This window comes from Niveispirillum sp. (assembly GCF_052437035.1).
GTDB lineage: Bacteria > Pseudomonadota > Alphaproteobacteria > Azospirillales > Azospirillaceae > Niveispirillum.
On the sequence record NZ_JBQVOH010000007.1, the window covers coordinates 28501 to 53949 of the forward strand.

Sequence of the window (25449 nt, forward strand, 5' to 3'; positions counted from 1 at the left end):
ACTAAGGCCGGCGACTGCCGGCCCGCGACCGCGTGGTCGCGTAAGCCAAGGCGGCGGATGCCGCCGCCCGGCGCCTGAGGGAAAACTACTTCGTCCCGAACAACCGGTCACCGGCATCGCCCAGGCCGGGCACGATATAGGCGTTCTCGTTCAGGTGGCTGTCCAGCGCCGCCGTATAGACCGGTACATCGGGATGGGCCGCATGGAAGGTGCGCACGCCTTCCGGTGCCGATACCAGCGCCATGAAACGGATCTGGCTGTCCTTCACGCCATGGCGGTTCAGGACATCGACGGCATGCACCGCCGAATGGCCCGTGGCCAGCATGGGATCGACCAGGATGAACAGGCGTCCCTCCGCGTCCGGCAGCTTCACCAGATATTCCACAGGGCGCTTGGTTTCATGATCGCGGTAAAGGCCGATATGCCCCTCGCGCGCCGCGGGAACCAGTTCCATCAGCCCTTCGGCCATGACCAGACCGGCGCGCAGGATGGGCACGACCGCCAGCTTCTTGCCCTCGATCACGGGCGCATCCATGGGGCAGAGCGGGGTGTCGATGGTCTGCGTGGTCAGCGGCAGGTCGCGCGTGATCTCATACCCCATCAACAGGGCAATCTCCCGCAGCAGCTGCCGGAACCCCATGGTCGACCGCGTCTTGTCCCGCATGCAGGATAGCTTGTGCTGGATCAGCGGGTGATCGAAGACAAACAGGTTGGGAAAATCGCTGCGCATGGCGGTGTCCAGGTCTGGGATCGGGTTGGGGGGAGAATAGCCAAGGCAAGCCGGCAAATACCAGCCATGCCGAAGCCCCGCGCTGTCATTTGCCGCCTTGCGTCCATATGATCGCTTCCCGCCTTGCCCCCATCATTCCCGGACCATCATGCGCCGTCACGACCGCCCCACCGGCAACCACGACCCGTCACAGCGGCCAAAGCGCCTGACCGACGGGCAGGTGCTGCGCCAGCTGTTGCCCTATCTCTGGCCGGCGGGGCAGACGGGGATCAAGGTGCGGGTGGTGGTGGCGCTCTTGTTCCTGGCGGCGGCCAAGGCGGCCAATGTCTCCGTTCCCATCTGGTACAAAGGCGCGGTTGATGCCCTGACAGCGGGCGGCAATCTGGCCGCCAGCCCGGCGGTGGCGATCCCGGTCGGTTTCATCCTGGCCTATGGGCTTGCCCGCGTGCTCAGCCTGGCGTTCGGGGAATTGCGCGACGCCATCTTTGAACGGGTCAGCCAGCGGGCCATGCGGGTGGCCGCCCTTAACGTCTTCCGGCATCTGCATGCCTTGTCCCTGCGCTTCCATCTGGAGCGGCAGACGGGCGGATTGAGCCGGGTGGTGGAACGCGGGACCAAGGCCATCGACAGCCTGCTGGGCACGTCCTTGTTCAACGTGCTGCCCACCCTGCTGGAAATCCTGCTGGTAACGGGCATCCTCTGGCACCTGTTCGATATCCGTTTTGCCGCCGTCACCTTTGCCACGGTCGCGGGATATATCTGGTACACGATCACCGTCACCAACTGGCGCACCCGCATCCGCCGCGACATGCTGGATGCCGATACCCGCGCCAGCGCCAAGGCCATCGACAGTCTGCTGAATTACGAGACGGTCAAATATTTCGGCAATGAAGGGTTCGAGGCCAGCCGCTACGACAAGGCCCTGCGCGCCTATGAGGATGCGGCGGTACGCACCCAATCCTCGCTGTCGCTGCTGAATGTCGGGCAGGGGATCATCATCGCCGCCGGCGTGGTCAGTGTCATGTGGATGGCGGCGGGCGGCATCATCAGCGGCGAGCTGACCATCGGCGATTTCGTGCTGGTGAACACCTATCTGCTTCAGCTTTACCAGCCGCTGAACATTTTCGGCTTCGTCTATCGCGGCATCAAGGAATCGCTGAACGAGATGGAGCGGATGTTCGAACTGCTGGCCGTGAACCGGGAGGTGGAGGATGCACCCAATGCCCAGCCGCTGACGGCCAAAGGCGGCGAAATCCGGTTCGAGGGTGTGGATTTCGCCTATGATGCCCGCCGTCCCATCCTGAAGGACCTGGAATTCACCGTCCCGGCGGGGCACACGGTGGCCGTGGTCGGGCCGACGGGCGCGGGGAAATCCACCCTGTCCCGCCTGCTCTATCGGTTCTACGACGTCACAGGCGGGGCCGTGCGGGTCGACGGGCAGGATGTGCGCGACGTGACGCAGGACAGTCTGCGCGCCGCCATCGGCATCGTCCCGCAGGACACGGTGCTGTTCAACGACACCATCCGCTACAACATCGCCTATGGCCGCCCCGGCGCCACCCAGGATGACCTGGACCGCGTGGCAGACGCCGCCCAGATCGGCGATTTCATCAAGGCCCTGCCCGATGGCTGGGACACGATGGTGGGCGAGCGCGGCCTGAAACTGTCAGGCGGGGAAAAGCAGCGCGTGGCCATCGCCCGCACCCTGCTGAAAAACCCGCCCATCCTGATCCTGGACGAGGCGACATCGGCCCTGGACACCCATACCGAACGCGAAATCCAGGCGGCCTTGGGCCTGGCCGCCCGCGGCCGCACCACCCTGGTCATCGCCCACCGCCTGTCCACGGTCGTGGACGCCGACGAGATCATCGTGCTGGAAGCCGGGCGTATTGCGGAGCGCGGCAGCCACGCGGCCCTGCTGGCCCAGGACGGGGCCTATGCGGCCCTGTGGGCGAAGCAGCAGGAGGGGGTGGCAGTTTAATCCCCCCGTCCCACCAACCACCCGCCCAACCGCTCCCGCTCCACCCCGGACAGATCGTAGAACGCCACGCCCAGCCCGCCATGCCGGCGCCACGCAACAACCGCATCGCCGACAATGTCGAAATCGCCCAAGGTCAGGACGAAGCTGAACCGGTCCTGCGGGTTCAGAAGGCCGCGATAGCCCACGACGCACATGCCCGCACCATTCACCTCCGTCACGGCCAGCACCTGTTCATTCACCAGCGCCGACACACCGGCCAGCGGCGGATAGGTTTGCGGGCGGCGGCGGAACAGCCGGGTCAGCCAGCGGCGCAGTGGCGGCAATGCCGCAATGGGGCGGGCCGGGCTGTGGCTGGTCTGGACGCTGGCGGTCATGGACGCGGTCCTGGGGATAAGCCTGGGGATGGCCAGGGGGATTTCATGTGGGCTGGCTGTGGGCAAGTTGTGGGCGGATCGGTGGATAAATCCAGAATCACATGGATTCCCGCCGCTTGCAAAGCACTGCCGATGGTCACACACCAAAGAAATAGGGGCAGGCCCGCACCCCTGGCGATTTGACTAGGCCGCGCGCCTGTTCCAAAGTGCGGCCCCCGTTGCCGCCTGGAGCCACGCCCATGCCCATCGCCGACCTTGCCGAGCGTATCCGCGGCGGTGACCGGCGTGCCCTGGCACAGGCCATCACGCTGGTGGAAAGCACCCGGCCCGACCACCGCGAACAGGCCGAGGCGTTGCTGGCAGCCCTGCTGCCCCATACCGGTCGGGGTGTGCGCATCGGCATTTCCGGCGTACCCGGTGTGGGCAAATCCACCTTTATCGAGGCGTTCGGCCTGCATGTCATCGGCCAGGGGCACAAGGTCGCGGTGCTGGCCATCGACCCGACCAGCCAGCGCACCGGCGGTTCCATCCTGGGTGACAAGACCCGCATGGAGTTGCTGTCCCGCGATATCAGCGCCTTCATCCGCCCCTCACCCGCCGGCACCACCCTGGGCGGGGTGGCACGGCGTACGCGGGAGGCCATGCTGCTGGTGGAGGCTGCGGGCTTCGAGGTGGTGATCGTGGAGACGGTGGGGGTGGGACAGTCGGAAACGGCGGTGGCCGACATGGTCGACCTGTTCTTGCTGCTGCTGCCGCCGGCGGGCGGGGATGAATTGCAGGGCATCAAGAAGGGCATTGTCGAACTGGCCGACATGATCGTGGTCAACAAGGCCGATGGCGATCTGGCCAATGCCGCCCGCCATGCCGTGGCCGAATATCGCCACGCCTTGTCGCTTCTGCGGCCCGCCAATGCCAATTGGCGCGTACCGATCCTGTCCTGTTCGGCGCTGAACAATCTGGGCATCGATAAGGTCTGGGACGGGATCGGCGACTATCGCCGCATCCTGGGCGATGACGGGTCCATCGGCCGGCGGCGGGCCGAACAGGCACAGGCCTGGATGTGGAACGAAATCCGCGAAAGCCTGATCACCGCCTTCCAGGCCGACCCGGCGGTACGCGCCGAACTGTCGGGCCTGGAACGCGCCGCCGCCGACAGCAGCGTCACGCCGGGGGCGGCGGCCCGCCGGTTGCTGGACCTGTTCCGGCATCGCAAGGATGCGGAATAAACATCCGCCCCTTGCCAATCCGGTCTTTCCGCCAAACTATCTTGCATGGAATTGACCGCCGCCTCTCCCCCTCCCTCCCCCTGGCATCTGCGCCGGCCCGTGCTGACGCATCTGCTGGCGGCTGTTTGCGCGCTGCTGGCGGTGGCGGTGGGGCTGGGGCCGGCGCTGGATTTGCCGGGAACCTATGCGGCCTTCTGCCTGTTGGCCTTTCTGCCAGCCGCCTGGTTCGCGCTGACGCGGCTGGATCTGCACCGGGCCCCGGAATGGGGGCACGCCAACCGGGTCACGCTGTTGCGGTCGGTCCTGCTGGCCCTGGTCGGGGGCAGCCTGCCCTTCGTCCATGATCTGGACGCAATGCCGGCCTGGGTCCTGTCGGTGATTGCCGTCACGGCGCTGGTGCTGGACGGGGTGGATGGTTGGCTGGCGCGCCGACAGGGCCTTTGCAGCCCCTATGGCGCCCGGTTCGACATGGAAATGGATACGGTCGCCATCCTCTATCTCTGCCTGCTGCTCTGGCTGTCGGGCGAGGTGGGGGAATGGGTGCTGCTGGCGGGGCTGCTGCGGCCCCTGTTCGTGGTGGCGGGACGGGTCTGGCCCTGGCTGGACAATCCCCTGCCCTTCAGCCAGCGGCGGCGCCTGATCTGCATGGTGCAGGTGGGCGTACTGGCGCTGTGTGCCACACCGCTGCTGGGGCCGCCGCTGACCGGCTTTGCGGTTGGCGCAGCCCTTGCGCTTTTGCTTTTCTCTTTTACCGTCGATACGGTTTGGCTGCACAGCCACCGTCATGACGGTGGTGGGACGAATAATGGATAGCATGGTTCTGGAATACGCCTCCGCCGATCACGCCACCCCGCCGGACCATGCGGCCCAGCGCGCGGTAGACCGCGCCCTGTCCGAATTGCGGCGGGGCGAGGCGGTGGTGATCACGACAGAGGCGGGGACGGCCCTGCTGGCCTTTGCCGCCGAAGCGGTGACGACGCAGACCCTGAACCATCTGGCCCAACTGGCAGGCACGGCCCCGTCCCTGGTCTTGACGGGACAGCGCGCCGCCGCCCTGGGCCTGGATGTGCCGCTGGACCGACCGGTGCGCCTGTCCCCGCCCGCCGGCCTGACCGCCGATCTGGTGCGCGACCTGTCCGACCCGACCCGGCCCGCCCGCGCGGCCACTCCCACCGGTGCCGTCAGCCTGGATGGCGGGGCGGAAGGGGCGGCCACCATCCTGGCCAAGATCGCCCGCCTGCTGCCCGCCGCCATCGTGGCCGACCTGCCCGCCGGGCGCGGCGGCATGGTGGACGCCGCCGGCTTTGCCCGCCGCCACGACCTGCTGCTGGTCCGTGCCGCCGACATTGTCGATTACCGCCGCCGCTCCGCCCGCAGCCTTGCGCGCGTGGCAGAGGCTGCGGTGCCGCTGGAAGACGCTGAGCGTACCCGCATCGTGGCCTTCCGGCCAAGCGATGGCGGGCCGGAACATCTGGCCATCATCATTGGCGACCCGACGCCCGGAAAGCCCGTCCTGGCCCGCCTGCATTCGGAATGTTTCACAGGCGACCTGCTGGGCTCGCTGCGCTGCGATTGCGGCCCGCAGCTGCGTGGGGCCATCAAGGAAATCGCCGACGCCGGCCAGGGCATCGTGCTCTATCTGGCGCAGGAGGGGCGCGGCATCGGCCTGATGAACAAGCTGCGCGCCTACCGGCTTCAGGATGGCGGGCTGGACACGGTCGATGCCAATACCGTCCTGGGCTTTGACGCCGACGAACGCGTCTATCTGCCGGCGTCCAGCATGCTGCGCCAGTTAGGCTTCACCCAGGTCCGGCTGATGACCAACAATCCCGACAAGATGGCGCAGCTGGCCGCCAGCGGCGTGGAGGTGGTGGAACGCGTCCCCCACATCTTCCCCGCCAACGGCCATAACGAGGCCTATCTGCGCACCAAGGCGGAAAAGTCGGGGCATTTGTTCTGAACGGTTTCCGGTTTATCGCAAACCGTTCCGGCGGCGACTGCCGCCGCGCCGCAGGTACGGCGTAAGCCCAAGCTGCGGACGCAGCGCCGGCGCTTGAGGAAAACAAGTATCTCCCCACCCGGCAAAATCCGCCGCCCTGCACTTGGCACGCGGCCTGCATTGATCCTTGCGAACCGGGAGGATCACCATGCCGCCAAGCAGCATCCATATGGACCATGTCCGCGCCAAGACGCAGCACCTGCATGCCGTGTCGACGGATAGCGCCAAGGATGGGGCGAAGTCCGAAAAGGCCGATGGCAAGGGCGACGGCATGTCCTTCTGGGATGTGCTGGATGTGGTGAACCCGTTGCAGCACATTCCCGTCGTCAACAAGATTTATCAGGCCGTCACCGGCGACACGATCCGCACCCCGGCCAAGGTGGCGGGCGCGGCCCTGTTCTTCGGCCCCGTGGGTCTGGCCGTGGCCAGCGCCGACGCCATCCTGGAGAAGGAAACGGGCAAGGACGCCATGGACCATGTGGCCAGCGCCCTGGGCCTGGAGAAAGACGCCGCACCGGCGGAGGATGATCCCTTCACCGTCACCGCCCCCCGCCCCGCCCAGACCGCCGACGCCACCCCGGCCCCGCAGGCTGCTGCCCCCACCGCAAGCGTCGCAACCGCCGCACCCACACCCGGCGGCCCCGTGGAACTGTCCAGCGGTCAGGCAGCATTGCTGGAAAGCCTGATGGGTGGTGGGCAATCCCTGCCCAGCGCGCCCAGCACCACGGCAGCCCTTGCCGCCACTGCGCCCGCCACGGTCGCGGCGCCCGCTTCCCTGCCCATGGCCGCCCTGACCACGAAGGCACCCGCCACCGTCCCCACCTCCATCAGCGCGCATGCGCCTGCCGCCGGTGGCATCGCCACGGCCCAGCAGCTGAAGGACCTGGAAAGCACGCCCGGCGCGTCCGCCGCCCTGACCGCCGCGCGCGGCATGGGCACCGCCGCCGTGGTGGCCAGCCTGCCGGCCCCCGGTGCTGCCGGGTCGGGCGACAATCTGCTGACGGCGATGAGCCAGGAACAGGCCGCCCCGGCCCGCGCCGGCAAGGGTCTGGCCGAATACCGCGCCGCCGCCATCTCCGCCGGCTCCATGGGGGTGAAGCCGATCGTGGCGTCCCGCGCCAACCAGATGGCCCGCAATGTCGGCGGCAACATGCCGGGGGCCGCCGTCCCCGCCATGCCGAAGCAGACCACGCAGCCGCAGGCCCCGACGGTCACCAATGCCCAACCCGTTGCCACGCAGCAGCCGCAGGCCGCCCCGGCCCCGATCAACAGCCCGGCACAGGTCCAGTCACAACAGCCGGCATCCTGGCCCCCCGGCGGTGCGGCCCCCCTGCCCAAGGAACTGATCGCCGACATGATGAGCCGCGCCATGGACAAGTATGACAGCCGCCCCCGCACCGGCGGCACCAACACCGACACGGTGCATTGAGGGGTACTACCCCCTCACCATTCCACTGGCTCATAGGCCAGAACCGCGTCAAACGCGGCATTGGCCGGATCGATGTCGGCGGTAATCGGGTCGGCCTTGCCCAGAACCTTCAGCACAAAACGGCTGGCCACCAGCCATTTGCGTCGGTCGCCCCATTTCAGCTCCGCCACCGCCTCCTCGCACAGCAGGGCCGCCGCCAGCGTATCGGCCATCAGGGTCAAGAGGCGCCGTCCATGGCGCGGCCCCTGGTCCGGGTTGCGGCGCAGGAAGGACAGGGCCGCGCGGCATTCCTCCAGCGCGCCTTCCAGAATGGCCGACACATCATCAACCACCGGCTCCTGCAGACGCGTGGGCAGGTCCGACAGGATGGTGCCGACACGGGCCAGGAACATCTGGTCTCCGGGCCGCTTGCCCGTCACCAGCCGCAGCAATTCCAGCGCCTGGATATTGGCCGGCCCTTCCCAGACCGACACGACCAGACAGTCGCGGTAGAAGCGGCTGGTCGCCATCTCGTCGGTATAGCCATTGCCACCCACCATCTCCACCGCCTGCCGGCAGCCGGTGACGGCCTGCTCTGCGGTCCGGTATTTGGCCAGCGCGGTGGCAAGACGCAGCCAGTCGCCGCCCATATCAGGGTCGGCCAGCTGCGCATCGAAGGCCAGCACCGACTCGAACGCCAGCGCCGTCGACGCCTCCAACTCCATCTGCATATCCAGAAGCTGATCCTGCACCATCGGGTATTTGCGGATGGGCTTGCCGAAGGCCACCCGGTGCGTGGCCCATCCCGCACTTTCCAAAAACGCCCGGCGCAGCAGGCCCGCCGATCCCACGGCATTGTGGATGCGGCTGTACTCCAGCGCCGCCATCATCACCTTCAGCCCGTCCGGCGGCAGCGCCAACTCCACGGCAAAGCACCCGTTCAGGTCCAGTTCCGCGGTCGCCAGCCCTCGGGTCCCCGCCTTTTCCTTCAGCCGCCGGGCACGCTGATGGTTGGGCGTGCCATCCTCCAGATGGGAGGGGACAAGATAGCAGCCCAGACCCCGCCCGCCCGGCTCTGCGCCATCCGGCCTTGCCGTCGCCATGGCCAGACCCGCGCCGGCATTGCTGGTGAACCATTTCAGCCCGTGCAGGCGATAGCCGTCATTGCGCTGTTCGGCCCGCGTCGTGGTCGCCCCCACATCCGACCCGCCATGCAGTTCGGTGGCCCAGGTGCCGCCCGACAGGGCCTTGCCATCCATGCGGATCATGTCCGGCAGATAGCGGCCACGCACAGCGGCGGGGGCCGCCATGTCCAGCACATGCGCCACCGCCCCCGTCATGGTGACGGGGCAATGGATGGAGATGTCGGCCTGCGACAGCATATAGCCCATGGTGAAACAGGCGGCATGGCTGGGCGCCCCCGTCGGCCCCTGCCCTTCTGGCAGATAGGCCAGGCCCACGGCCCCGCGCCGGTACGCCTCGGCATGACAGGCCAGATAATCGGGGTTGAAGACCACGCGGCCCGTACGGTTGCCGTCACTGTCATAGGGGTCCAGGCGCGGCGGCGCGAACCGGTCGGTATATTCGGCCTGGGTGTCCAACTCATTACCGGCCCAGGCCCCGAATTCCGACAGCCGCCCCTCATGTGCCTCCAACACATGCGGGGCCCGGCGCTCCAGCAGGCGGATCAGGTTGGTGTCCGTCTCGAAAAAATTCGTGCCGCGCGCCGTGCGCGGATAGTCGGCGGCATCACTCATGCCCGCACCCTCCCTGGCTTTAGGGTCCAGCATGACGCAAAGGGCAGGCCTGTGAAAGAGGGCCGAACGGGGCCGCGCGCGACAGCCATGTGTACGTCCGACGACGATAGTTCTTGTTATGGAACGCAAAGACGCCCATGTTTGCCAAGTCGACTTTGCTACTGGGCTATCTTCCGGCTACCGCTGGTTCTTCCCTGTCGTGACTTTGATGCCCGTGCCGCACTCTCGCGCCGGGCAGCTCCGAACGGGAACTATCCCAGGAGGCTTTTATGTCTGTCGGTACCGTCAAGTGGTTCAATGGCACCAAGGGTTTTGGCTTCATCCAGCCCGAGGATGGCTCGGCTGACGTGTTCGTCCATATCTCCGCCGTTGAGCGTGCTGGCCTGTCCAGCCTGAACGAAGGCCAGAAGGTCACCTTCGACGCCGTGCGCGATCCGCGCAAGGGCAAGACGGCGGCTGAAAACCTGCGCGTGGCCTAAATCCACGTTCAGTAAACGGCTTTGAAGGGGCGGCGGCATGGTTTCATGCCGCCGCCCTTTCTGTTTCAGGGGTACAGAATGACCAAAGAAGAATTTATCGAGTTCGACGGCATCATCGCCGAGGCGCTGCCCGATGGCCGCTTCCGGGTAAAGCTGGAGAACGGGCACGAGATTATCGCCTATACCGCCGGTCGCATGCGCAAAAGCCGCATCCGCTCCCTGGCCGGCGACCGCGTGACGGTGGAAATGACGCCTTATGACCTGAGCAAGGGCCGCATCACCTATCGTCACAAGGACGAGCGCCCCGCCGGTGCCGGCGGCCCGCCGCGCCGTCCGGGCGGCCCACCGTTCCGGCGCTGACAACGTCACCCCCTCCCACCCGTTGATGCTGACGGGCGAGGGGTGAAGAATTTACGCCCCTCGCCCACGAAAGTGGGAGAGGGAGGGGCCCCAGGCCTGCCAAGGCTTGGGAGGGTGAGGGTTCAACGCCCCCACCCATCCCCCACTTAACTAAAGCGCCACCTCGAACGCCGCTTCCGTCTTCTCCTTGATCTCCTCAAGCGTCACGCCGGGAGCCAGTTCGATCAGGGTCAGCGGGCCGGTGCCATGCTTGTCCACCTGGAACACGCCCAGGTCGGTGACAACCAGATCGACGACGCGCGTGCCGGTCAGCGGCAGGGTGCAAGCCTTCAGCAGCTTCGGCTCGATGGCGCCCGTTTTCTTGTCGACGGCGCAATGCTCCATCACCACCACGACCTTCTTGACGCCGGCGACGAGGTCCATGGCCCCGCCCATGCCCTTGACCATCTTGCCGGGGATCATCCAGTTGGCCAGATCGCCATTGGCGGCCACCTGCATGGCGCCCAGCACCGACAGGTCGATATGCCCGCCACGGATCATGGCAAAGCTGTCGGCGCTGCTGAAATAGCTGCTGTAAGGCAGCTCGGTGATGGTCTGCTTGCCGGCATTGATCAGGTCGGCATCCTCTTCCCCTTCAAACGGGAAGGGGCCCATGCCCAGCATGCCGTTCTCCGACTGGAGCGTGACATGCATGCCCTCGGGGATGAAGTTCGCCACCAGGGTCGGAATGCCGATGCCCAAATTCACATAGAAACCGTCGCGCAACTCCTTGGCGGCGCGGGCGGCCATTTCCTCACGGGTCCAAGCCATTTTTGTTCCCCTCGCCCTTAATCACGCTTGCGGGTGGTGCGCTGTTCGATGCGCTTCTCGTGCTCGCCCATGATGATGCGCTGCACGAAAATGCCGGGCGTGTGGACATGATCGGGGTCGATCGTGCCGACATTTACCAGCTGCTCCACCTCGGCCACCGTGACCAGGCCTGCCATGGCCATCATGGGATTAAAGTTCCGGGCCGTCTTGCGATAGATCAGGTTGCCTTCGGTATCGCCCTTCCAGGCCTTGACGATGGCCAGATCGGCGCGCAGGCCCCGCTCCATGACATAGGTCTCGCCGTCGAACTCGCGCAGTTCCTTGCCTTCGGCCACCAGCGTGCCCACGCCCGTCTTGGTGAAGAAGGCGGGGATGCCCGCACCGCCGGCGCGGATACGCTCGGCCAGCGTGCCCTGCGGGTTGAATTCAAGCTCCAGCTCGCCTGACAGAAACTGCTGCGCGAACAGCTTGTTCTCACCCACATAGGAGCTGATCATCTTCTTGATCTGCTTGGTCTCCAAAAGCTGGCCCAGGCCGAAGCCATCCACGCCCGCATTGTTGGAGATGACCGTCAGGCCCTTCACGCCCGACAGCTTGATCGCAGCGATCAGATTTTCGGGAATGCCGCAGAGGCCGAACCCGCCGGCCATCACGGTCATGTCATCGCGCAGCAGCCCCGCCAGGGCCGATACGGCGTCGGTATAGACTTTCTTGCTCATGAGCGTGCCCGCGGCCTCCTCCATTATGTGGGCTTTTCTCTTGAGGTGTACGGCGGTGCAGCATGGGTGTCAATGCGCCATCCCACACAATATGAAACATGATTCAATTTTCATGTTTGATGTGTCCGACAGGCGACCAATCGGCCGCCATGTTACGAATGTTACACCTGTGGCGCGCGGGCATCGGTCGCGGCATGATCATCGCGATGGGTTGTTCGGGGGCCTGGGGGCGGGCCCGTATCTTCCAAGGAATCTCAAGGTCAGATCATGTCCATGTCTTCTATGATCGGGCGGGCCCTGCGCCCCGTCCTGCTTTCCTGCATCCTGCTGTCCACCACCGGCGCCGCCCTGGCGCAGGACCGGCCCAACCCGGACAAGGTGGCGCGCGGCGCCTATCTGGTCGGCATCCTGGGCTGTGGCGACTGCCACACGGCGGGCGCCATGGCCGGGCGGCCCGATACGGCGCGCCTGCTGGGCGGCAGTGATGTCGGCTGGCAGGTGCCAGGGCTGGGCACCTTTGTCGGCCCCAACCTGACGCCCGACCGCGATACCGGCCTGGGGGCCTGGACCGATGCGGAGATCGTGAAGGCGCTACGCACCGGCGTCCGCCCCGATGGGCGGCAATTGGCCCCCGTTATGCCATATATGGGGTATAGCCGGATGACCGACACCGATGCCGGCGCCATCATCGCCTATCTGCGCTCGCTGACGCCGGTATCGGGCACCGTGCCCGGTCCCTTCGGGCCTTCGGAAAAGCCGACCCTGCCCTATTTCGCCCTGACCATACCGGGCAAATGACGGAGAACCTTCGTGAAGATCGCCCATGTCGCCCTGTGGACCGCTGATCTGGATGCGGCTGCATCCTTCTGGGCAACGCATTTCGGGGCCGATGTGGGGGATCTTTACGAAAGCCGCCGCCGACCGGGCTTCACCTCCCGCTTCCTGCGGCTGAAGCAAGGGGCCGTCATCGAACTGATGAGCGCGCCCTGGCTGTCGGGAGAGGGCGAACAGGGCTGGGAACGCTATGGCTGGGCCCATATCGCCCTGTCGCTGGGCTCAGAGGCAGCGGTCAACGACCTCGCCACCCGCCTGTCTACCCTGGGCCTGCTGGACAGCGGCCCGCGCTGGACCGGCGACGGCTATTACGAGGCCGTGGTGAAGGACCCGGACGGCAACCTGATCGAGATCACGGTGTAAAGGCAGCCCTGCCAGCCCGGCATTTTACAGTAACCGCCGGTTGGGGTAGAGCATGTCCATTCCCGACATCCCCTGTTCCCGCCCGGTGGCCCTAGATGACCGACCTGGTCCTTTCCACTTTCATCGCCTTTTTCGTGACCATCGATCCCATCGGCCTTGGCCCCATGTTTGCGGGGCTGACGGCGGGCATGGATGCGCGTCACCGCCGCCGCACCGCCGTGAAGGGCGTGCTGATCGGCACGGGCCTGCTGTTCGGCTTCGCCTTCATCGGCGAATTGCTGCTGACCTCGCTGGGCATCGGCGTCGGGGCCTTCCGCATCGCGGGCGGCATTCTGCTGCTGCTGGTCGCCATCGACATGGTGTTTGCCCGCGAAAGCGGCCTGCGCACGGCCACGGCAGAGGAAAAGGAAGAGGCGACGCACAAGGAAGACATCTCCGTCTTCCCCCTGGCCATCCCGCTGATCGCGGGGCCGGGCGCCATGACCTCGGTCGTGCTGCTAATGGGCCGCGCCGATGGCGACCTGATGATGCAGGCGACCGTCCTGGCCGTGCTGTCGGGCGTGCTGCTGGCCACCCTGTTCGTGCTGGTCTTCGCAGGCGAGGTGTCGAAACTGCTGGGCGTTACCGGCATCAACGTGATCAACCGCGTCCTGGGCATCCTGCTGACAGCCCTTGCATGTCAGTTCATCATCGATGGCGTCATCGAAAGCGGCATTCTGGGCCATTGATGTGGGTTTGTCGCATGCGGGCGCTGCCCTTATGCGACCTACGCTTATGCGACACCCGCCCCCCTCACTCCCCCGCCAGCCGCGCCCCTTCCCAGGCCAGAAGCGTGCGCTTCTGCACGGGGCCCCAGCGGTAATTATCCAGCACGCCCGTACCCCGGATGACACGGTGGCAGGGGATCAGCCAGGCGAGCTTGTTGGCCCCCACGGCATTGCCCACGGCGCGGGCGGCACTAGGCTGCCCGATACGGTCGGCGATGCCGGCATAGGTGGTCACCCCGCCATAGGGAATGTCCAGCAAGGCCCGCCAGACCCGCATCTGGAAGTTGGTACCTTTCAGATGCAGCGTCACCGGCCCCTGCCCCGATGAAACGGGATCAAGGGACGCCGCCGCCGCCCGCGTCGGCTCCGGGTCTTCCACAAATGTCGCCATCGGCCAGTCGTTGCGCAGTTCCGCCATCTGCCCCGCCGGGTCGCCATCGGCCCCAATAAAGCCGAACCAGCAGACCCCACGGTCGGTCGCGGCCAGCAGGGCCGTCCCCAGCGCCGTCTGATGCACAGCCCAGCGGATGACCATACCCTTGCCGGCGGCCTTGTATTCACCGGGTGTTACGCCTTCGGCCACTACGAACAGATCATGCAGGCGGGACGGGCCGGACAGGCCCAGATCCAGGCTGGCGCCCAGCAGATCATTCCCCCCCTCCCCGCGCAGCAGGGCGCGGGCATGGCCCAGTGTCGCGAACTGGGCAAAGCGTTTCGGGCTGATCCCGGCCCAGCGCTTGAACAGCCGCTGGAAATGCCATTGCGTCAGCCCCGCGTCAGCCGCCAGTTCCTCCAGCGAGGGCGGCTCCTGCCAGTCGCGGGCCAACCGGTGCAGGGCACCCGCCACCAGCCGCGCCCCGCCATCGGCCAGCACCGGGTCGCGGGGATCATCGGGGGCCGGGGCGGTCTGGTCATTCATGGCGGTCAGGGCGCGCAACGGGGTGAAGGCGGGGTGCGTAGCGGTCAGCATGATCGTTCCTTTCCGGTTCCTGAACCAGAAAATGACGCAAGCGCCGGTCCCGCCCCACCCGAATATTGCGGTCGTCCATAGTCCGCCCCTGCTGTCCGGTTGACGCCACCATCGCTCAGGCCCCACCATGCCCCGTGCCACTAAAGGGAGAGCAGCCGGTGAAGGAGAAGGAGCTTCGCATCGCGCTGGTCTGTTATGGCGGGGTCAGCTTGGCCGTCTATATGCACGGCGTGACCAAGGAACTGTGGAAGCTGGTGCGGGCCAGCCAGGCTCTGCATGCGGGCCGCAACGCCCATGGCAACGGCCATGCTGGCAGTTTCCAGACGGCCCTTGCCGGCGATCCCCGGCCCTTCGATACCGAATCCATCTATTTCGACCTGCTGCGCGATCTGCTGCCCGACCTGTCCTTGCGCGTGCTGATCGACGTGGTGGCGGGCGCCAGTGCCGGCGGCATCAATGGCGTGCTGCTGGCCCGCGCGCTGGCCCATGATCTGGATTTGGAGCCGCTGACCAGCCTGTGGCTGGAAAATGCCGACGTGACACAGTTGCTGACGCCCGACAGCCGGGCCGGCAAATGGTCGAAATGGTTCATGCGGCCCGTGGTCTGGGCCATGACCCAACGCCTGGAACGGCTGGCACCGGATGCGGAGGTGGCGGAGAAACTGTCGCTGTTCGTGCGGTCCCGTTGGTTCCGCCCGCCCTTTGACGGCAAGCGGCTGATGGAATTCCTGCTGGATGCCGCCCACGCCATGGGCGACAGCACGAAAAAGCCGCTGGCCAGCCTGCTGCCGCGCGGCCTGCCCTTGTCGCTGCATGTGACGGTGACGGATTTCCACGGCTACACCACCCGCATCCCGGCCCATGACCCGCCGGAGATTCTGGAGCGTGAACATCGCCACCGCTTCACCTTCCGGTATCGCCGCACCGAGGGCGATCTGGACAGCGATTTCAAGGATGGGGACGTGCCGGGCCTGGTGTTCGCCGCCCGCGCATCCGCCTCCTATCCCGGTGCCTTTCCACCGGCCCAGGTGCGGCAGATGGACCGGCTGCTGAATGAGCGGGATGAACGCTGGGAGGGGCGGGCACGGTTCTTCGAACGCAACTTCGCCGAATATCGCCGCCAGGGGGCGGACCCCGAACAGGCCAGCTTCATCGACGGGTCCGTCCTGAACAACAAGCCGTTCGCCGCCGCCCTGTCGGCCATCGCGGGCCGCCCCGCCTATCGCGAGGTGGATCGCCGCATCGTTTATATCGACCCCAAACCGGCGGGCCGCGTCGGTCTGGGTGGCCGGCCAGAGGCGCCGGGCTTTTTCCGCACCATCCGCGGTGCCCTGTCCGACATTCCCCGCAATGAGCCGGTGCGCGATGAACTGCTCGCCATTGCCGGCCGCAATGCCCGCATCGAACGGCTTAGAGGCCTGCTGGATGCCGCCCGCCCGCGCGTGGCCGAACAGGTGGCGCGCGTGCTGGGCGGGCCGCTGCCGCCGGCCCCCACTATCGAACAGATCCGCCATTGGCGCGATCAGGCCAGTGCGGTCGCCGCCCAACAGGCGGGTTTCGCGTTCGAGGCCTATCTGCGGCTGAAGATCGAAGGGGCGCTGGAACATCTGGCCACGCTGCTGTCGCCCTGCCTGGGCCGCGCCGATGCCGGGGCCAGACCGGCCCTGCTGGCGGCATTGAACGGTTGGGCGCGGGCGCGCGGGGTTCTGCCCGACCGGCTGGATTTCCCCGCCGACGGGGAAAAACCGGCCTGGGTTCGGTTCCTGCGCGATTTCGACATCGCCTTCCGGGGACGGCGCCTGCGTTTCCTGATCCGGGAACTGAACGCCATCTATCCGATGGTGGGCGAAGGCGAACATGCCGACACCCGCGCCCCGGACCTGGATGAGATGAAGGCCAGCCTCTACAGCGCGCTGGAACGGCTGCCCGGTCTGGCCACCGACGGGTTGGGCCTGTTCAATGCCGGGGAACGGATCGCGCTGAACAACCTGATGCGCGCCGACGGGCCGGTACCATCCGCAGAGACCCTGGACCGCGTGCTGCCGCAACTGGCCGCCGTCTGGAAGCTGGAGGACCAGTCAGCGGAGATTGACGAGATCTTCGCCCTGATGGGCCTGAACTATCTGGGGCCCGCCGCGCGGCGGCAGATATTTGAGGCCTATCTGGGCTTCGCCTTCTGGGACGTGCTGACCTTTTCGACCAGCGGCTGGGTGGAGCTGGATGAATTCCACGCCATCCGCGTGGACCGCATCGCCCCGCCCGATGCCCGCCTGCTGCGCCGGTCCGGCGCCCCCACCGACCTGCGCAGTGCCCGCATGAACGCCTTTGGCGGCTTTTTCAGCCGCCATGACCGCGAACATGATTACCTGCTGGGCCGCCTGCACGCCGCCGAGCGTGTCATCGATCTGGTGGTGGATGCCGGCGGCATCGCCCTGTCGGAGGCCCGCATCAACGGCCTGAAACTGCGCGCCTTCCACACAATCCTGGTGGCCGAGGAAAAGCGCCTGGGCAAGGGCAACCGCGCCCTTGAACAGGTCCGCGCCTGGGTGGAGGCTTGTGGCTAACGCCTAGCCACCGCCGTCAGAGAGGGGCAGGCACCGCTTAGAACGGTCGCACGATCACCAGGATGACGATGCCGATCATCAGGACGGTCGGCACCTCGTTCAGGATGCGGAAGAACTTGGCCGGCTTGGTGTTGGCATCATTGGCGAACAACCGCACATGCTTGCCCAGCACCCCATGCACGCCCGACATCAGCAGGACCAGCGCCAGCTTGGCATGCAGCCAGCCCTGGCCCTTCATCAGGTCGGGGTTCAGGGCGATCATGGCGATACCGAAAATCCAGGTCCCGCCCATGGCCGGGTTGATGATGGCCTTCAACAGGCGGCGTTCCATCACCTTGAAGGTTTCCGACTGCACAGACCCGCGCTCGGCCGCGCAATGATAGACGAACAGGCGCGGCAGATAGAGCATGCCCGCCATCCAGGCAATGATGCTGATGACATGCAGGGCCTTGATCCACAGATAATAGTCACCCACGCCGCACCTTCCCCGTTTCGTCCTGGATATCCCGATGGACATTTGCCCACCGGTTCTTACCCCGGCTAAATAGCATCGGACCACCTCTTCACCAAGCACCATGCCACGTCCGCGACAAGGGAACGCCTTGCATACACGCGGATGCGTGCTAGGTTGCCGCTAACAAAACCTCCGGCCATCCAGGCCCCCGGGAACCGATATGGCCGATACCGCCCAGACCGACGCCCCCGAACAAGGGGAAGCCGAGGTCATCCAGTTCGATGACGCGTCGCGCGATTCGCTGCATATCCTTCCCATGGCCATGCTGCCATTGGAAACGCCGGGCCTGCGCCGTGCCAAGCTGATCAAGAATGCGAGGCTGGAAACCGTCGTGGAAATCTTCCAGGACCGGTCCACCGGCAGCGGCCAGATCAGCCCCGACCATCTTGGCAGCCTGTTTCCCAGCCACAGCAAGACCCTGCGCGTCGATATGGTGCAGATCAGCAAGCTGGTCCGCATCAACAGCTTTGACGTCTATACGCTGCGCAAGGAGCTGCGGCGTGTCGGCATCGCCGTGAATGATGCCAAGGCGTTGCAATTGTCGGACAGCAAGCGTGCCGAACTGACCGGCTATATGAAGGATTTCACGCGCCCCCTGCTGCAGCAGGTCTATGGCGGCGAACAGCGGCAAATCAGCGACGTGTCGGACATCCTGGCCATGCTGGCCAATCCCGACCGGGAGGAGGCGCTGTCCAACCTGCGGCTTCTGTCGGAAAAGCTGAAGGTGAAGCTGAACGAGATCCCGGACTTTCTGGAGGATTATGGCGACGTCTTCCTGTCGCTGGCCTATTTCCGGTCCTGCCTGGACGGCATCGTGCCGGAGGTGCAGCGGTTCATGAAATGGGCGATGGAACCGAAGGCATCCGAACTGATCGCGCGCGACCGCAACATCATGAAGATGCTGTCAGATGTGCAGTCGAAACTAACCTCCATAACCACCTCCATCACGGGCCGGTTCGAGGCGTTCGACCGCCGGTCCAAGGATTTCTGGAACGATATCAGCGCCGAGAGCTTCCGGTCGGTGCGCCATCAGATCGAAAGCCACCACGTCACCATCGGCGGCGTGCTGTGCGGTCTGGCGGTCAAGATGGCGCTGTGGAAGGCACGTTTCCCGCAGGGCGGGGCCGGGCCCAACAAGCGCGTGGAATTCATCCGCTCGGAAATCCTGCCGGGCCTGGACCATATCCTGGCCATCGAAAACGCGGCCAGCGGCATGAAGTGAGGGGCGATGGACGCCTCTATTCCCCGCGCAGCATCTTGCGGATCGCGTCTGCCAGAAGCTGATAGGGGTCCTCCCCCTTGGCCTTGGCCGCCCGCTGCACCTGTTCCTTGAAACCCTTGTCGCTGGCCTGACGGCGTAGCCTTTCAATCTCCCCCTGCCGGATGCGCCCATCCAACTCCCCCGCCTGGGGGGCGGTGCTGATTGGGTGCGCTTTCGGCGGGGGACGCTTCACCTCACGCCTCAATCACCGACATAGGTATTGCCGACACCGGTATTGCGGACATTGGCTTTGCCCTCATGCCTGGCGATGCGGACATTGCCGGCGCCTGACGCCACCACCGTGGGGTTGATGGCGGTGCCGTTGAATTCCAGCGAGCCGGCACCCGTCACCCGTGCTTCCAGCTCCGCCTCGCCCTCGCCGATGCTGACGCGACCGGCGCCGGGAAAATCGATGCGGACGGGACCATTGACGCGACCGATATCCATTTCCGAATGGCCGGCGATGGAGATGGCCAGCCCGTTTTCCACGCGACCCAGCGAGACATTGGCATGGCCATTCACATCCAGCTTGGCCGTTTCCGCCCGCTCCACCGACAGTTCGCCTGCCCCCTGTACCCGGAAATTTAGCGGCCCCTCCACACGTTCGACGGACACGGTACCCGATTCCAGGATATCGACCGACAGCGCACCCACCCGTTCCGCCGACACGTCGCCACGCAGCAACTGCACCGACAGCTTGGCATCGGACCGGCCACCGATGGACAGGTCGCCGGCTAGGCCCGCCACCGTCAAATCGGTATCGGTGGGCATGGTCAGGCGGATATCGGTATTGCCAACATGGGGATCGTTCCGGCCCCGGACAGTCAGCACGCCATCCTTGACGTCCAGGTCCATGTTGCTGGCGCCGCTGTCGATCTCCACCCGCACCTTGTCGGCGCGGCTTGAACGTTCGATGGTGATGTCGCCGCCGATATTGACCAGTTGCACGCCCTTGGGCGCATCGAAGGACTGCATGATGCTGCCTTCGCCCTGCTGGGTCTGGGCCTGCGCGCCCTTGGCGGCACCGGCGGCGGCGGCCACACCCAGTTCCGCCATACGCAGGGCACCCTCGGCGATGGCGGGCACGTCCTTGCCTTCACGCTGCAACTGCTCGCGGGCGGCGGCCAGCTCGCGCTGGGCATCGGCAAGCCCTGCCTGCGCCTCTCGCAGACCCTGCATCCGGGCGGCATCGACATCCACCCCGCGCATGGCATCGCGCACGGCGCGTTCCACCATCTGCGGGTTTACATCGACATTCACGCGCACATCCGGCGGCTCTGGGGGTTCCGGTGGCTCCGGCGGTTCGGGGATGTTGATGTCGAAATGCGACCCATGACGTTCCTGCGGGCCATCAATGTCACCGGCGGCCAGGCCCCAGCCGATGACGCCCATCGCCACCAGGATGGCAGCGATGCCACCGGCAGGCACGCCGGGGGTCAGGCGCGGGCGGTTGGAAAGGCTGCTGGGCGGGGTGCTGGAAAGGGCGCCATCCATGGGTCGGTTCCTGTACTTCATCGGTTACCCGTGTCTCGCCTTGGATAATGCGGCTGGCCCGGCCCCCTGTCCGCCGCATTTGCAGGGGGTTTACAAATATCCGGCCTTGGTAACCGATGATAACGGATTGTTACGAACGCTTAACTCTTCATCCGCCATCCCGCCGAATAAAGCCTTGCTGCCAGCGCATAGAGCAGGACGATGGCCACCAGCAGGAACAGCGCCGATCCCCAGGGCATGGCCCCGCCCAGGATACCGTGGCGGAACCCCTCCATGGCATGGAAGATCGGGTTCAGCCGCACGATGGTCCCCAGCGTTTCCGGCATCGACTCGACCGGCGCGAACAGGCCCGACAGGAAGGAGAGCGGCGTGAACAGAAACGTGAAATAGGCGGAGATATGGTCCCACTTGGTGCTGGCCATACCGCAGAGCAGACCGCAAAGCGCCATGAACAGCGACCCGGCCAGCGCAAAGCCAAGCGCCGCCAGCGGGTTGGCCACCGGCAGCGGCCAGAAGAACAAGGACGCGATCCAGACCACGATGCCGCTGCCCATGCCGGCCACGACGCCCGCCAGAAGATAGGCGGGCACCGCCTCCCGCGCGCCGATGGGGGCCATCAGCTCATCGATGATATGGCCCTCGATCTTGCTGTACAGCAGCATAAAGCCGCCATTTTCCGCCGAGCGTAGCAGGATCGACAGCATGATCAGGCCCGGCACCAGATAGGAAAGCACCGCGTCGCCCTCTGGCGTGCCCCGCTGCGGCCCCAGCCCGAACAGGAAACAGACGAAATAGATGCCCGCCATCAGGGCCGGCGCGATCAGGAAGGCCGCCGCCATCTTCACCATGCGCCGCAGCTCGCGCCGGCACAGCGTCAGGAACGCCACCCAGTGGAAACCGGGCACCTGCCGGCTGATCGCGGGATTGAAGGCGCCGGCGGGGCCGCGCGTCTGTTCCAAGCTCATTCCCAGCTTTCCTTTTCAGTTGTCGCATGCGGCCTCACCGGCCTTATGCGACCTGCGAAACGGGCCGTAGGTCGCATAAGCGCAGCGCATGCGACATCAACCACACCCTCACGCCTTCAGCTTGTAACCCTTGTCGATCATCCGCCAGGCCACAAAGCCCAGGACCAGATTGATGCCCAGCATCACCAGGATGCCCGTTACAAGGGTCCCGTCCGTCTGGCCGATGAAGCCATAGCGGAAACCGTCGATGAAATAGAAGAACGGGTTCAGATGCGCGATGAAGCGGAAGGCCGGCGGCACGCTGTCGATGGAATAGAAGGTGCCCGACAGGAAGGAGAGCGGCGTCACGATGAAGTTCGTGACGACGGCCATATGGTCGAACTTGTCGGCCCAGATGCCCCCGATCAGCCCCAGCAGCGCCAGAAGCGAGGCCGCCGCCACCCCGTGGAACAGGATGAAACCCACCGAATGCAGCTGCAACGGGATGAACAAGGCGATGGCCAGGGCCGTGACCAGCCCGACAATGGCCCCGCGCACCACACCGCCGATGACATAGGCCGCGGTCAGTTCCAGGGCGGAAATCGGCGGCATCAGCACATCGACGATATTGCCTTGCACCTTGGCCACCAGGACCGAGGAGGAGGAATTGGCAAAGGCGTTCTGGGCAATGGCCATCATGATCAGGCCGGGCGCCAGGAACAGCAGGAACGGCACATCCCCCACCATCCGCACCACCCCGCCCAGCGCCAGCGCAAAGACGGCGTAGAACAAAAGCGTGGTGACGACGGGGGCGGCGATGGTCTGTACCCAGACCTTCAGGAACCGGTGAACTTCCTTGCGGATCAGGGTGGCAAGCCCGATCCAGTTGACGGCGCCGACGGCGCGGGGCATGGGGAGGGTCGGTTGCGACATGGCTTTCGGGATCTTCCGGGGCAGCGGAAATGAGGTGCCCGACACTATACGGGCATCCGGTCGGCGGCAATGATGGCGCGAAGGCAGGGGATTGGCAGTGACGGACGACACGGGGCGGGCAGGAAACGGGCGCAAGGTGGTGAAGAAGGTGACGGCGGCCTATCTGGACCGGGCGGCCCTGCATTATCTGGAACGGTTCGCCAGTTCGTCGGCCAATCTGCGCCGGCTGCTGCTGCGTCGCGTCGATGCCTCGGCCAAGGCGCACGACACCGACCCGCAGGAGGGGCGGGAATGGGTCGACGCACTGATCGCGCGCTATGTCCGCTCTGGTCTGCTGAATGACGGGCTTTATGCGGAAATGAAGGCGTCGGGCCTGCAACGGCGCGGCGGGTCCACACGGGTCATCCGCCAGAAGCTGATGGCCAAGGGTCTGGACGGCGATCAGGTGGAAAAGGCGCTGGGCAGCCTGGAAGGGGCCGAGGAGGGGGAGGCGGAATGGAACGCGGCGCTCGCCTATGCCCGCCGCCGCCGGCTGGGCGGCTTCCGTCCCGACCGGGGCCTGTCGGAGGAAGAGGCGCGGGCCCGGCGCGACAAGGATATCGCCGCCATGGCGCGGGCCGGGTTCGACCTGGAAACCGCGCGGCGGGTGATCGACAAGGAGGGGGAGGAATAGCCCTCCCCCACACAAGAGCTGTTTTTGGTTAACCGAAAACAGCTCCGGCGGCGACTGCCGCCGCGCGGCACGTGCCGCGAAAGCCAAGCGGCGGATGCCGCGCCGGCGCTTGAGGAGAACGAAAGGCTAGAGCGCGCTCTAGCCTGACTACTCGCTCTGGATCTGCTGACGCGCCGTTTCCAGCAGGTCGTTCAGTTCTTTTTCGATCCGATGCTCGGACACGTCCACGCCCTTGGCCCGGAAATCGGCCAGGATGCGGCGGACAATATCCTTGTGCCCCGGCTCCTCGAAATCAACGGTCACGATCTGCTTGGCATAGGCGGCGGCATCGTCGCCGCTCAGACCCAGCAGGCCGGCGGCCCACAGGCCGGCCAGCTTGGCGCGGCGGGCATTGATACGGAACAGCAGTTCTTCGTCATGCTTGAACTTGTTTTCGAAGGCCTGTTCGCGTTCGTCGAACGTCGTCATTTTTAATCCTCTGCAGGCAGGTCGAACGATAGAGCCTTGGCCCTTATATACGGCAGATGTGACATAAGCCATCACCTGACGCATCGTCCTCACCTTTAGGATGGTGAGCCATGGGGAATTTTTGAAGGTCAATGCCGCCATGTGTACACTTGTGATCCTGCGCCGCCCCGGCCATGACTGGCCCCTGCTGCTGGCTGGCAACAGGGACGAGATGAAGGGGCGGCCCTGGAAGCCGCCGGCCCGCCACTGGCCCGACCGGCCAGAGGTGATGGCCGGCATCGATGAGATTGCGGGCGGGTCCTGGCTGGGTCTGAACGACCATGGCGTCGTGGCCACCGTGCTGAACCGTGAAGGCACGCTGGGGCCAATGGCGGGCAAGCGGTCGCGGGGCGAACTGGTGCTGGATGCCCTGGACCATGCCGATGCCGCCAGCGCCGCCGAGGCCCTGGCCCATCTGGATGGCCGCGCCTATCGGCCCTTCAACCTTGTGGTGGCCGACAATCGCGACGCCTTCTGCCTGTCCCTGACCGGGGAAAGCCGGCGGGTGCGGGTGGAGACGGTCCCGGTGGGCCTGTCCATGATCGCGGCCTGCGACCTGAACGACCCGGACCATCCCCGCCTGCGCTTCTTCCGGCCCCTGTTCCAGGCGGCACCGGCACCCGATCCCGCACAGGATGACTGGTCCGGCTGGACGCCACTGCTGGGCAGCCGCATCTGGGATGGGGATGCCGGCCCGCGCGGGGCCATGTGCATCGTGACGCCCAGCGGGTTCGAGACGGGCAGTTCCGCCCTGGTCGCCCTGCCCTCCATCGACCGTCTGGGCATGAAGCCACGCTTCCTGTTCGCGCCCGGACGGCCCGATCAGGTGGCGTTCGCGCCTGTCGCCCTCTGATCACCGCCACCCAGCACTGACCCGCCCGCATCGCTGGTTTCATTGTGCGGGGGCGCGTTGCTTGCTATAGGGTTGAGCACCGGACCCGCTGGTTTTGCCATGCGGGTCCGTCTCCCTTTGGCTGGAACGATTGCTGGACACCAGACCCATGACGCGACGCCGGCGCATCTACGAAGGCAAGGCCAAGATTCTGTATGAAGGCCCTGAGCCTGGCACCCTGGTCCAGTACTTCAAGGACGACGCGACCGCCTTCAATGCCCAGAAGAAGGGCACGATTACGGGCAAGGGCGTCCTGAACAACCGCATCAGTGAATATCTGATGACGAAGCTGGGCGAGATTGGCATCCCCAACCATTTCGTGCGCCGCCTCAACATGCGTGAGCAGTTGGTGCGCGAGGTGGAGATCATCCCCATTGAGGTGGTGGTCCGCAATATCGCCGCCGGGTCCTTGACCAAGCGTTTCGGCATCCCCGAGGGCACGCCCCTGCCGCGCTCCATCGTCGAATATTATTTCAAGAACGACGAACTGGGCGACCCGATGGTCTCCGAGGAGCATATCACGGCCTTTGGCTGGGCGGCTCCGCAGGATCTGGACGACATGCTGTCGCTGGCGCTGCGCATCAACGACTATCTGAATGGTCTGTTCCTGGGCATCGGCCTGAAGCTGGTGGACTTCAAGGTGGAGTTCGGCCGGCTTTATGAAAATGAAGAGATGCGCATCATCCTGGCCGACGAGATCAGCCCGGATAATTGCCGTCTGTGGGACGCCAAGACCAACGAGAAGCTGGACAAGGACCGTTTCCGCCAGGACCTTGGCAATGTCGCCGAGGCCTATCAGGAAGTGGCCCGCCGCCTGGGCATCCTGCCCGAGGCCGGCCCCGGCGACCATACCGCGCCCAAGCTGGTGCAGTAAGTTTTGATCTTCCATT

General features: G+C 65.7%; 27 protein-coding genes. 15 read left to right on the forward strand and 12 right to left on the reverse strand.

Annotated elements, in window-relative coordinates:
* Positions 1 to 85 precede the first annotated feature (85 nt).
* The gene (gene upp / locus ACT6Q8_RS17215; RefSeq protein WP_054167908.1) at positions 86 to 730 is read right to left on the reverse strand and encodes a uracil phosphoribosyltransferase; all 645 of its coding nucleotides are present in this window, start codon (positions 728 to 730) and stop codon (positions 86 to 88) included.
* 148 nt (positions 731 to 878) lie between these two features.
* Between upp and ACT6Q8_RS17220 the strand changes: the two genes are divergently transcribed.
* The gene (locus ACT6Q8_RS17220) at positions 879 to 2711 is read left to right on the forward strand and encodes an ABCB family ABC transporter ATP-binding protein/permease (RefSeq protein WP_444733587.1); all 1833 of its coding nucleotides are present in this window, start codon (positions 879 to 881) and stop codon (positions 2709 to 2711) included.
* On the opposite strand, the gene ACT6Q8_RS17225 is transcribed toward ACT6Q8_RS17220, so the two are convergent.
* On the reverse strand, positions 2708 to 3085 hold the full coding sequence (locus ACT6Q8_RS17225) for a hypothetical protein (protein WP_444733586.1): 378 nt from the start codon (positions 3083 to 3085) through the stop codon (positions 2708 to 2710). The genes ACT6Q8_RS17220 and ACT6Q8_RS17225 overlap by 4 nt on opposite strands.
* A gap of 239 nt (positions 3086 to 3324) precedes the next feature.
* Between ACT6Q8_RS17225 and meaB the strand changes: the two genes are divergently transcribed.
* From meaB to ACT6Q8_RS17245, 4 genes are all read left to right on the forward strand, one after another.
* Complete coding sequence (gene meaB, locus ACT6Q8_RS17230) at positions 3325 to 4311, forward strand: methylmalonyl Co-A mutase-associated GTPase MeaB (protein ID WP_054167910.1); 987 nt, start codon at positions 3325 to 3327, stop codon at positions 4309 to 4311.
* 45 nt (positions 4312 to 4356) lie between these two features.
* Positions 4357 to 5124 carry a CDP-alcohol phosphatidyltransferase family protein gene (locus ACT6Q8_RS17235; protein WP_054167911.1) on the forward strand — a complete coding sequence of 256 codons (768 nt, stop codon included), beginning with the start codon at positions 4357 to 4359 and terminating at the stop codon, positions 5122 to 5124.
* Between the two features lies 1 nt (position 5125).
* Complete coding sequence (gene ribA / locus ACT6Q8_RS17240) at positions 5126 to 6271, forward strand: GTP cyclohydrolase II (protein ID WP_444733604.1); 1146 nt, start codon at positions 5126 to 5128, stop codon at positions 6269 to 6271.
* Between the two features lie 187 nt (positions 6272 to 6458).
* On the forward strand, positions 6459 to 7739 hold the full coding sequence (locus ACT6Q8_RS17245) for a hypothetical protein (RefSeq protein WP_444733585.1): 1281 nt from the start codon (positions 6459 to 6461) through the stop codon (positions 7737 to 7739).
* A 14-nt stretch (positions 7740 to 7753) separates the two neighbouring features.
* Here the strand turns inward: ACT6Q8_RS17245 and ACT6Q8_RS17250 are convergent, their stop codons facing one another.
* Positions 7754 to 9475, reverse strand: a complete 1722-nt coding sequence (locus ACT6Q8_RS17250) for an acyl-CoA dehydrogenase family protein (RefSeq protein ID WP_444733584.1) — start codon at positions 9473 to 9475, stop codon at positions 7754 to 7756.
* A 269-nt stretch (positions 9476 to 9744) separates the two neighbouring features.
* Here ACT6Q8_RS17250 and ACT6Q8_RS17255 point away from each other — a divergent pair, with 269 nt between their 5' ends.
* Both ACT6Q8_RS17255 and infA read left to right on the forward strand, forming a co-directional pair.
* Positions 9745 to 9954, forward strand: coding sequence for a cold-shock protein (locus tag ACT6Q8_RS17255; protein ID WP_054167915.1), 210 nt, complete (start codon positions 9745 to 9747; stop codon positions 9952 to 9954).
* 78 nt (positions 9955 to 10032) lie between these two features.
* Positions 10033 to 10314, forward strand: a complete 282-nt coding sequence (infA, locus tag ACT6Q8_RS17260) for a translation initiation factor IF-1 (protein WP_054167916.1) — start codon at positions 10033 to 10035, stop codon at positions 10312 to 10314.
* A gap of 150 nt (positions 10315 to 10464) precedes the next feature.
* Here infA and ACT6Q8_RS17265 read toward each other — a convergent pair whose 3' ends face one another.
* Complete coding sequence (locus ACT6Q8_RS17265; RefSeq protein ID WP_054167917.1) at positions 10465 to 11124, reverse strand: CoA transferase subunit B; 660 nt, start codon at positions 11122 to 11124, stop codon at positions 10465 to 10467.
* A gap of 17 nt (positions 11125 to 11141) precedes the next feature.
* Positions 11142 to 11843 carry a CoA transferase subunit A gene (locus ACT6Q8_RS17270; protein ID WP_444733583.1) on the reverse strand — a complete coding sequence of 234 codons (702 nt, stop codon included), beginning with the start codon at positions 11841 to 11843 and terminating at the stop codon, positions 11142 to 11144.
* 267 nt (positions 11844 to 12110) lie between these two features.
* Here ACT6Q8_RS17270 and ACT6Q8_RS17275 point away from each other — a divergent pair, with 267 nt between their 5' ends.
* The 3 genes from ACT6Q8_RS17275 to ACT6Q8_RS17285 all read left to right on the forward strand — a co-directional run bounded on the left by ACT6Q8_RS17275 (position 12111) and on the right by ACT6Q8_RS17285 (position 13768).
* Positions 12111 to 12641: a cytochrome c gene (locus ACT6Q8_RS17275; protein ID WP_054167918.1), complete on the forward strand. Its 531-nt coding sequence runs from the start codon at positions 12111 to 12113 to the stop codon at positions 12639 to 12641.
* 12 nt (positions 12642 to 12653) lie between these two features.
* Positions 12654 to 13040 carry a VOC family protein gene (locus ACT6Q8_RS17280; protein WP_054167919.1) on the forward strand — a complete coding sequence of 129 codons (387 nt, stop codon included), beginning with the start codon at positions 12654 to 12656 and terminating at the stop codon, positions 13038 to 13040.
* Positions 13041 to 13135: 95 nt separating this feature from the next.
* Positions 13136 to 13768: a MarC family protein gene (locus ACT6Q8_RS17285; RefSeq protein WP_054167920.1), complete on the forward strand. Its 633-nt coding sequence runs from the start codon at positions 13136 to 13138 to the stop codon at positions 13766 to 13768.
* A 64-nt stretch (positions 13769 to 13832) separates the two neighbouring features.
* Here the strand turns inward: ACT6Q8_RS17285 and ACT6Q8_RS17290 are convergent, their stop codons facing one another.
* Positions 13833 to 14777: a methylated-DNA--[protein]-cysteine S-methyltransferase gene (locus ACT6Q8_RS17290; RefSeq protein ID WP_082372278.1), complete on the reverse strand. Its 945-nt coding sequence runs from the start codon at positions 14775 to 14777 to the stop codon at positions 13833 to 13835.
* Between the two features lie 158 nt (positions 14778 to 14935).
* On the opposite strand from ACT6Q8_RS17290, the gene ACT6Q8_RS17295 reads away from it, so the two are divergent.
* The gene (locus tag ACT6Q8_RS17295) at positions 14936 to 17341 is read left to right on the forward strand and encodes a patatin-like protein (RefSeq protein WP_054167921.1); all 2406 of its coding nucleotides are present in this window, start codon (positions 14936 to 14938) and stop codon (positions 17339 to 17341) included.
* A 37-nt stretch (positions 17342 to 17378) separates the two neighbouring features.
* Here ACT6Q8_RS17295 and hemJ read toward each other — a convergent pair whose 3' ends face one another.
* Positions 17379 to 17816, reverse strand: a complete 438-nt coding sequence (gene hemJ / locus ACT6Q8_RS17300; RefSeq protein WP_444739412.1) for a protoporphyrinogen oxidase HemJ — start codon at positions 17814 to 17816, stop codon at positions 17379 to 17381.
* A gap of 199 nt (positions 17817 to 18015) precedes the next feature.
* Here hemJ and ACT6Q8_RS17305 point away from each other — a divergent pair, with 199 nt between their 5' ends.
* Positions 18016 to 19077, forward strand: coding sequence for a hypothetical protein (locus tag ACT6Q8_RS17305; protein ID WP_054167923.1), 1062 nt, complete (start codon positions 18016 to 18018; stop codon positions 19075 to 19077).
* 16 nt (positions 19078 to 19093) lie between these two features.
* Here the strand turns inward: ACT6Q8_RS17305 and ACT6Q8_RS17310 are convergent, their stop codons facing one another.
* The 4 genes from ACT6Q8_RS17310 to ACT6Q8_RS17325 form a co-directional block, all read right to left on the reverse strand.
* On the reverse strand, positions 19094 to 19309 hold the full coding sequence (locus ACT6Q8_RS17310; protein ID WP_156344577.1) for a hypothetical protein: 216 nt from the start codon (positions 19307 to 19309) through the stop codon (positions 19094 to 19096).
* An 8-nt stretch (positions 19310 to 19317) separates the two neighbouring features.
* Positions 19318 to 20610: a GIN domain-containing protein gene (locus tag ACT6Q8_RS17315; protein WP_444733582.1), complete on the reverse strand. Its 1293-nt coding sequence runs from the start codon at positions 20608 to 20610 to the stop codon at positions 19318 to 19320.
* Between the two features lie 140 nt (positions 20611 to 20750).
* Entirely contained in the window at positions 20751 to 21575 is an 825-nt protein-coding gene (locus ACT6Q8_RS17320; protein WP_054167925.1) for an ABC transporter permease, read from the reverse strand.
* Between the two features lie 108 nt (positions 21576 to 21683).
* On the reverse strand, positions 21684 to 22487 hold the full coding sequence (locus ACT6Q8_RS17325; protein WP_054168144.1) for an ABC transporter permease: 804 nt from the start codon (positions 22485 to 22487) through the stop codon (positions 21684 to 21686).
* Positions 22488 to 22584: 97 nt separating this feature from the next.
* On the opposite strand from ACT6Q8_RS17325, the gene ACT6Q8_RS17330 reads away from it, so the two are divergent.
* On the forward strand, positions 22585 to 23160 hold the full coding sequence (locus tag ACT6Q8_RS17330) for a regulatory protein RecX (RefSeq protein ID WP_054168145.1): 576 nt from the start codon (positions 22585 to 22587) through the stop codon (positions 23158 to 23160).
* Positions 23161 to 23307: 147 nt separating this feature from the next.
* Here ACT6Q8_RS17330 and ACT6Q8_RS17335 read toward each other — a convergent pair whose 3' ends face one another.
* On the reverse strand, positions 23308 to 23628 hold the full coding sequence (locus ACT6Q8_RS17335; protein ID WP_054167926.1) for a DUF1476 domain-containing protein: 321 nt from the start codon (positions 23626 to 23628) through the stop codon (positions 23308 to 23310).
* Positions 23629 to 23767: 139 nt separating this feature from the next.
* On the opposite strand from ACT6Q8_RS17335, the gene ACT6Q8_RS17340 reads away from it, so the two are divergent.
* Both ACT6Q8_RS17340 and purC read left to right on the forward strand, forming a co-directional pair.
* Positions 23768 to 24520 (forward strand): NRDE family protein, encoded by a 753-nt coding sequence (locus tag ACT6Q8_RS17340; RefSeq protein WP_444733581.1) that lies wholly within the window; start codon positions 23768 to 23770, stop codon positions 24518 to 24520.
* Positions 24521 to 24668: 148 nt separating this feature from the next.
* On the forward strand, positions 24669 to 25433 hold the full coding sequence (purC, locus tag ACT6Q8_RS17345) for a phosphoribosylaminoimidazolesuccinocarboxamide synthase (protein ID WP_054167927.1): 765 nt from the start codon (positions 24669 to 24671) through the stop codon (positions 25431 to 25433).
* Positions 25434 to 25449: the final 16 nt, after the last annotated feature.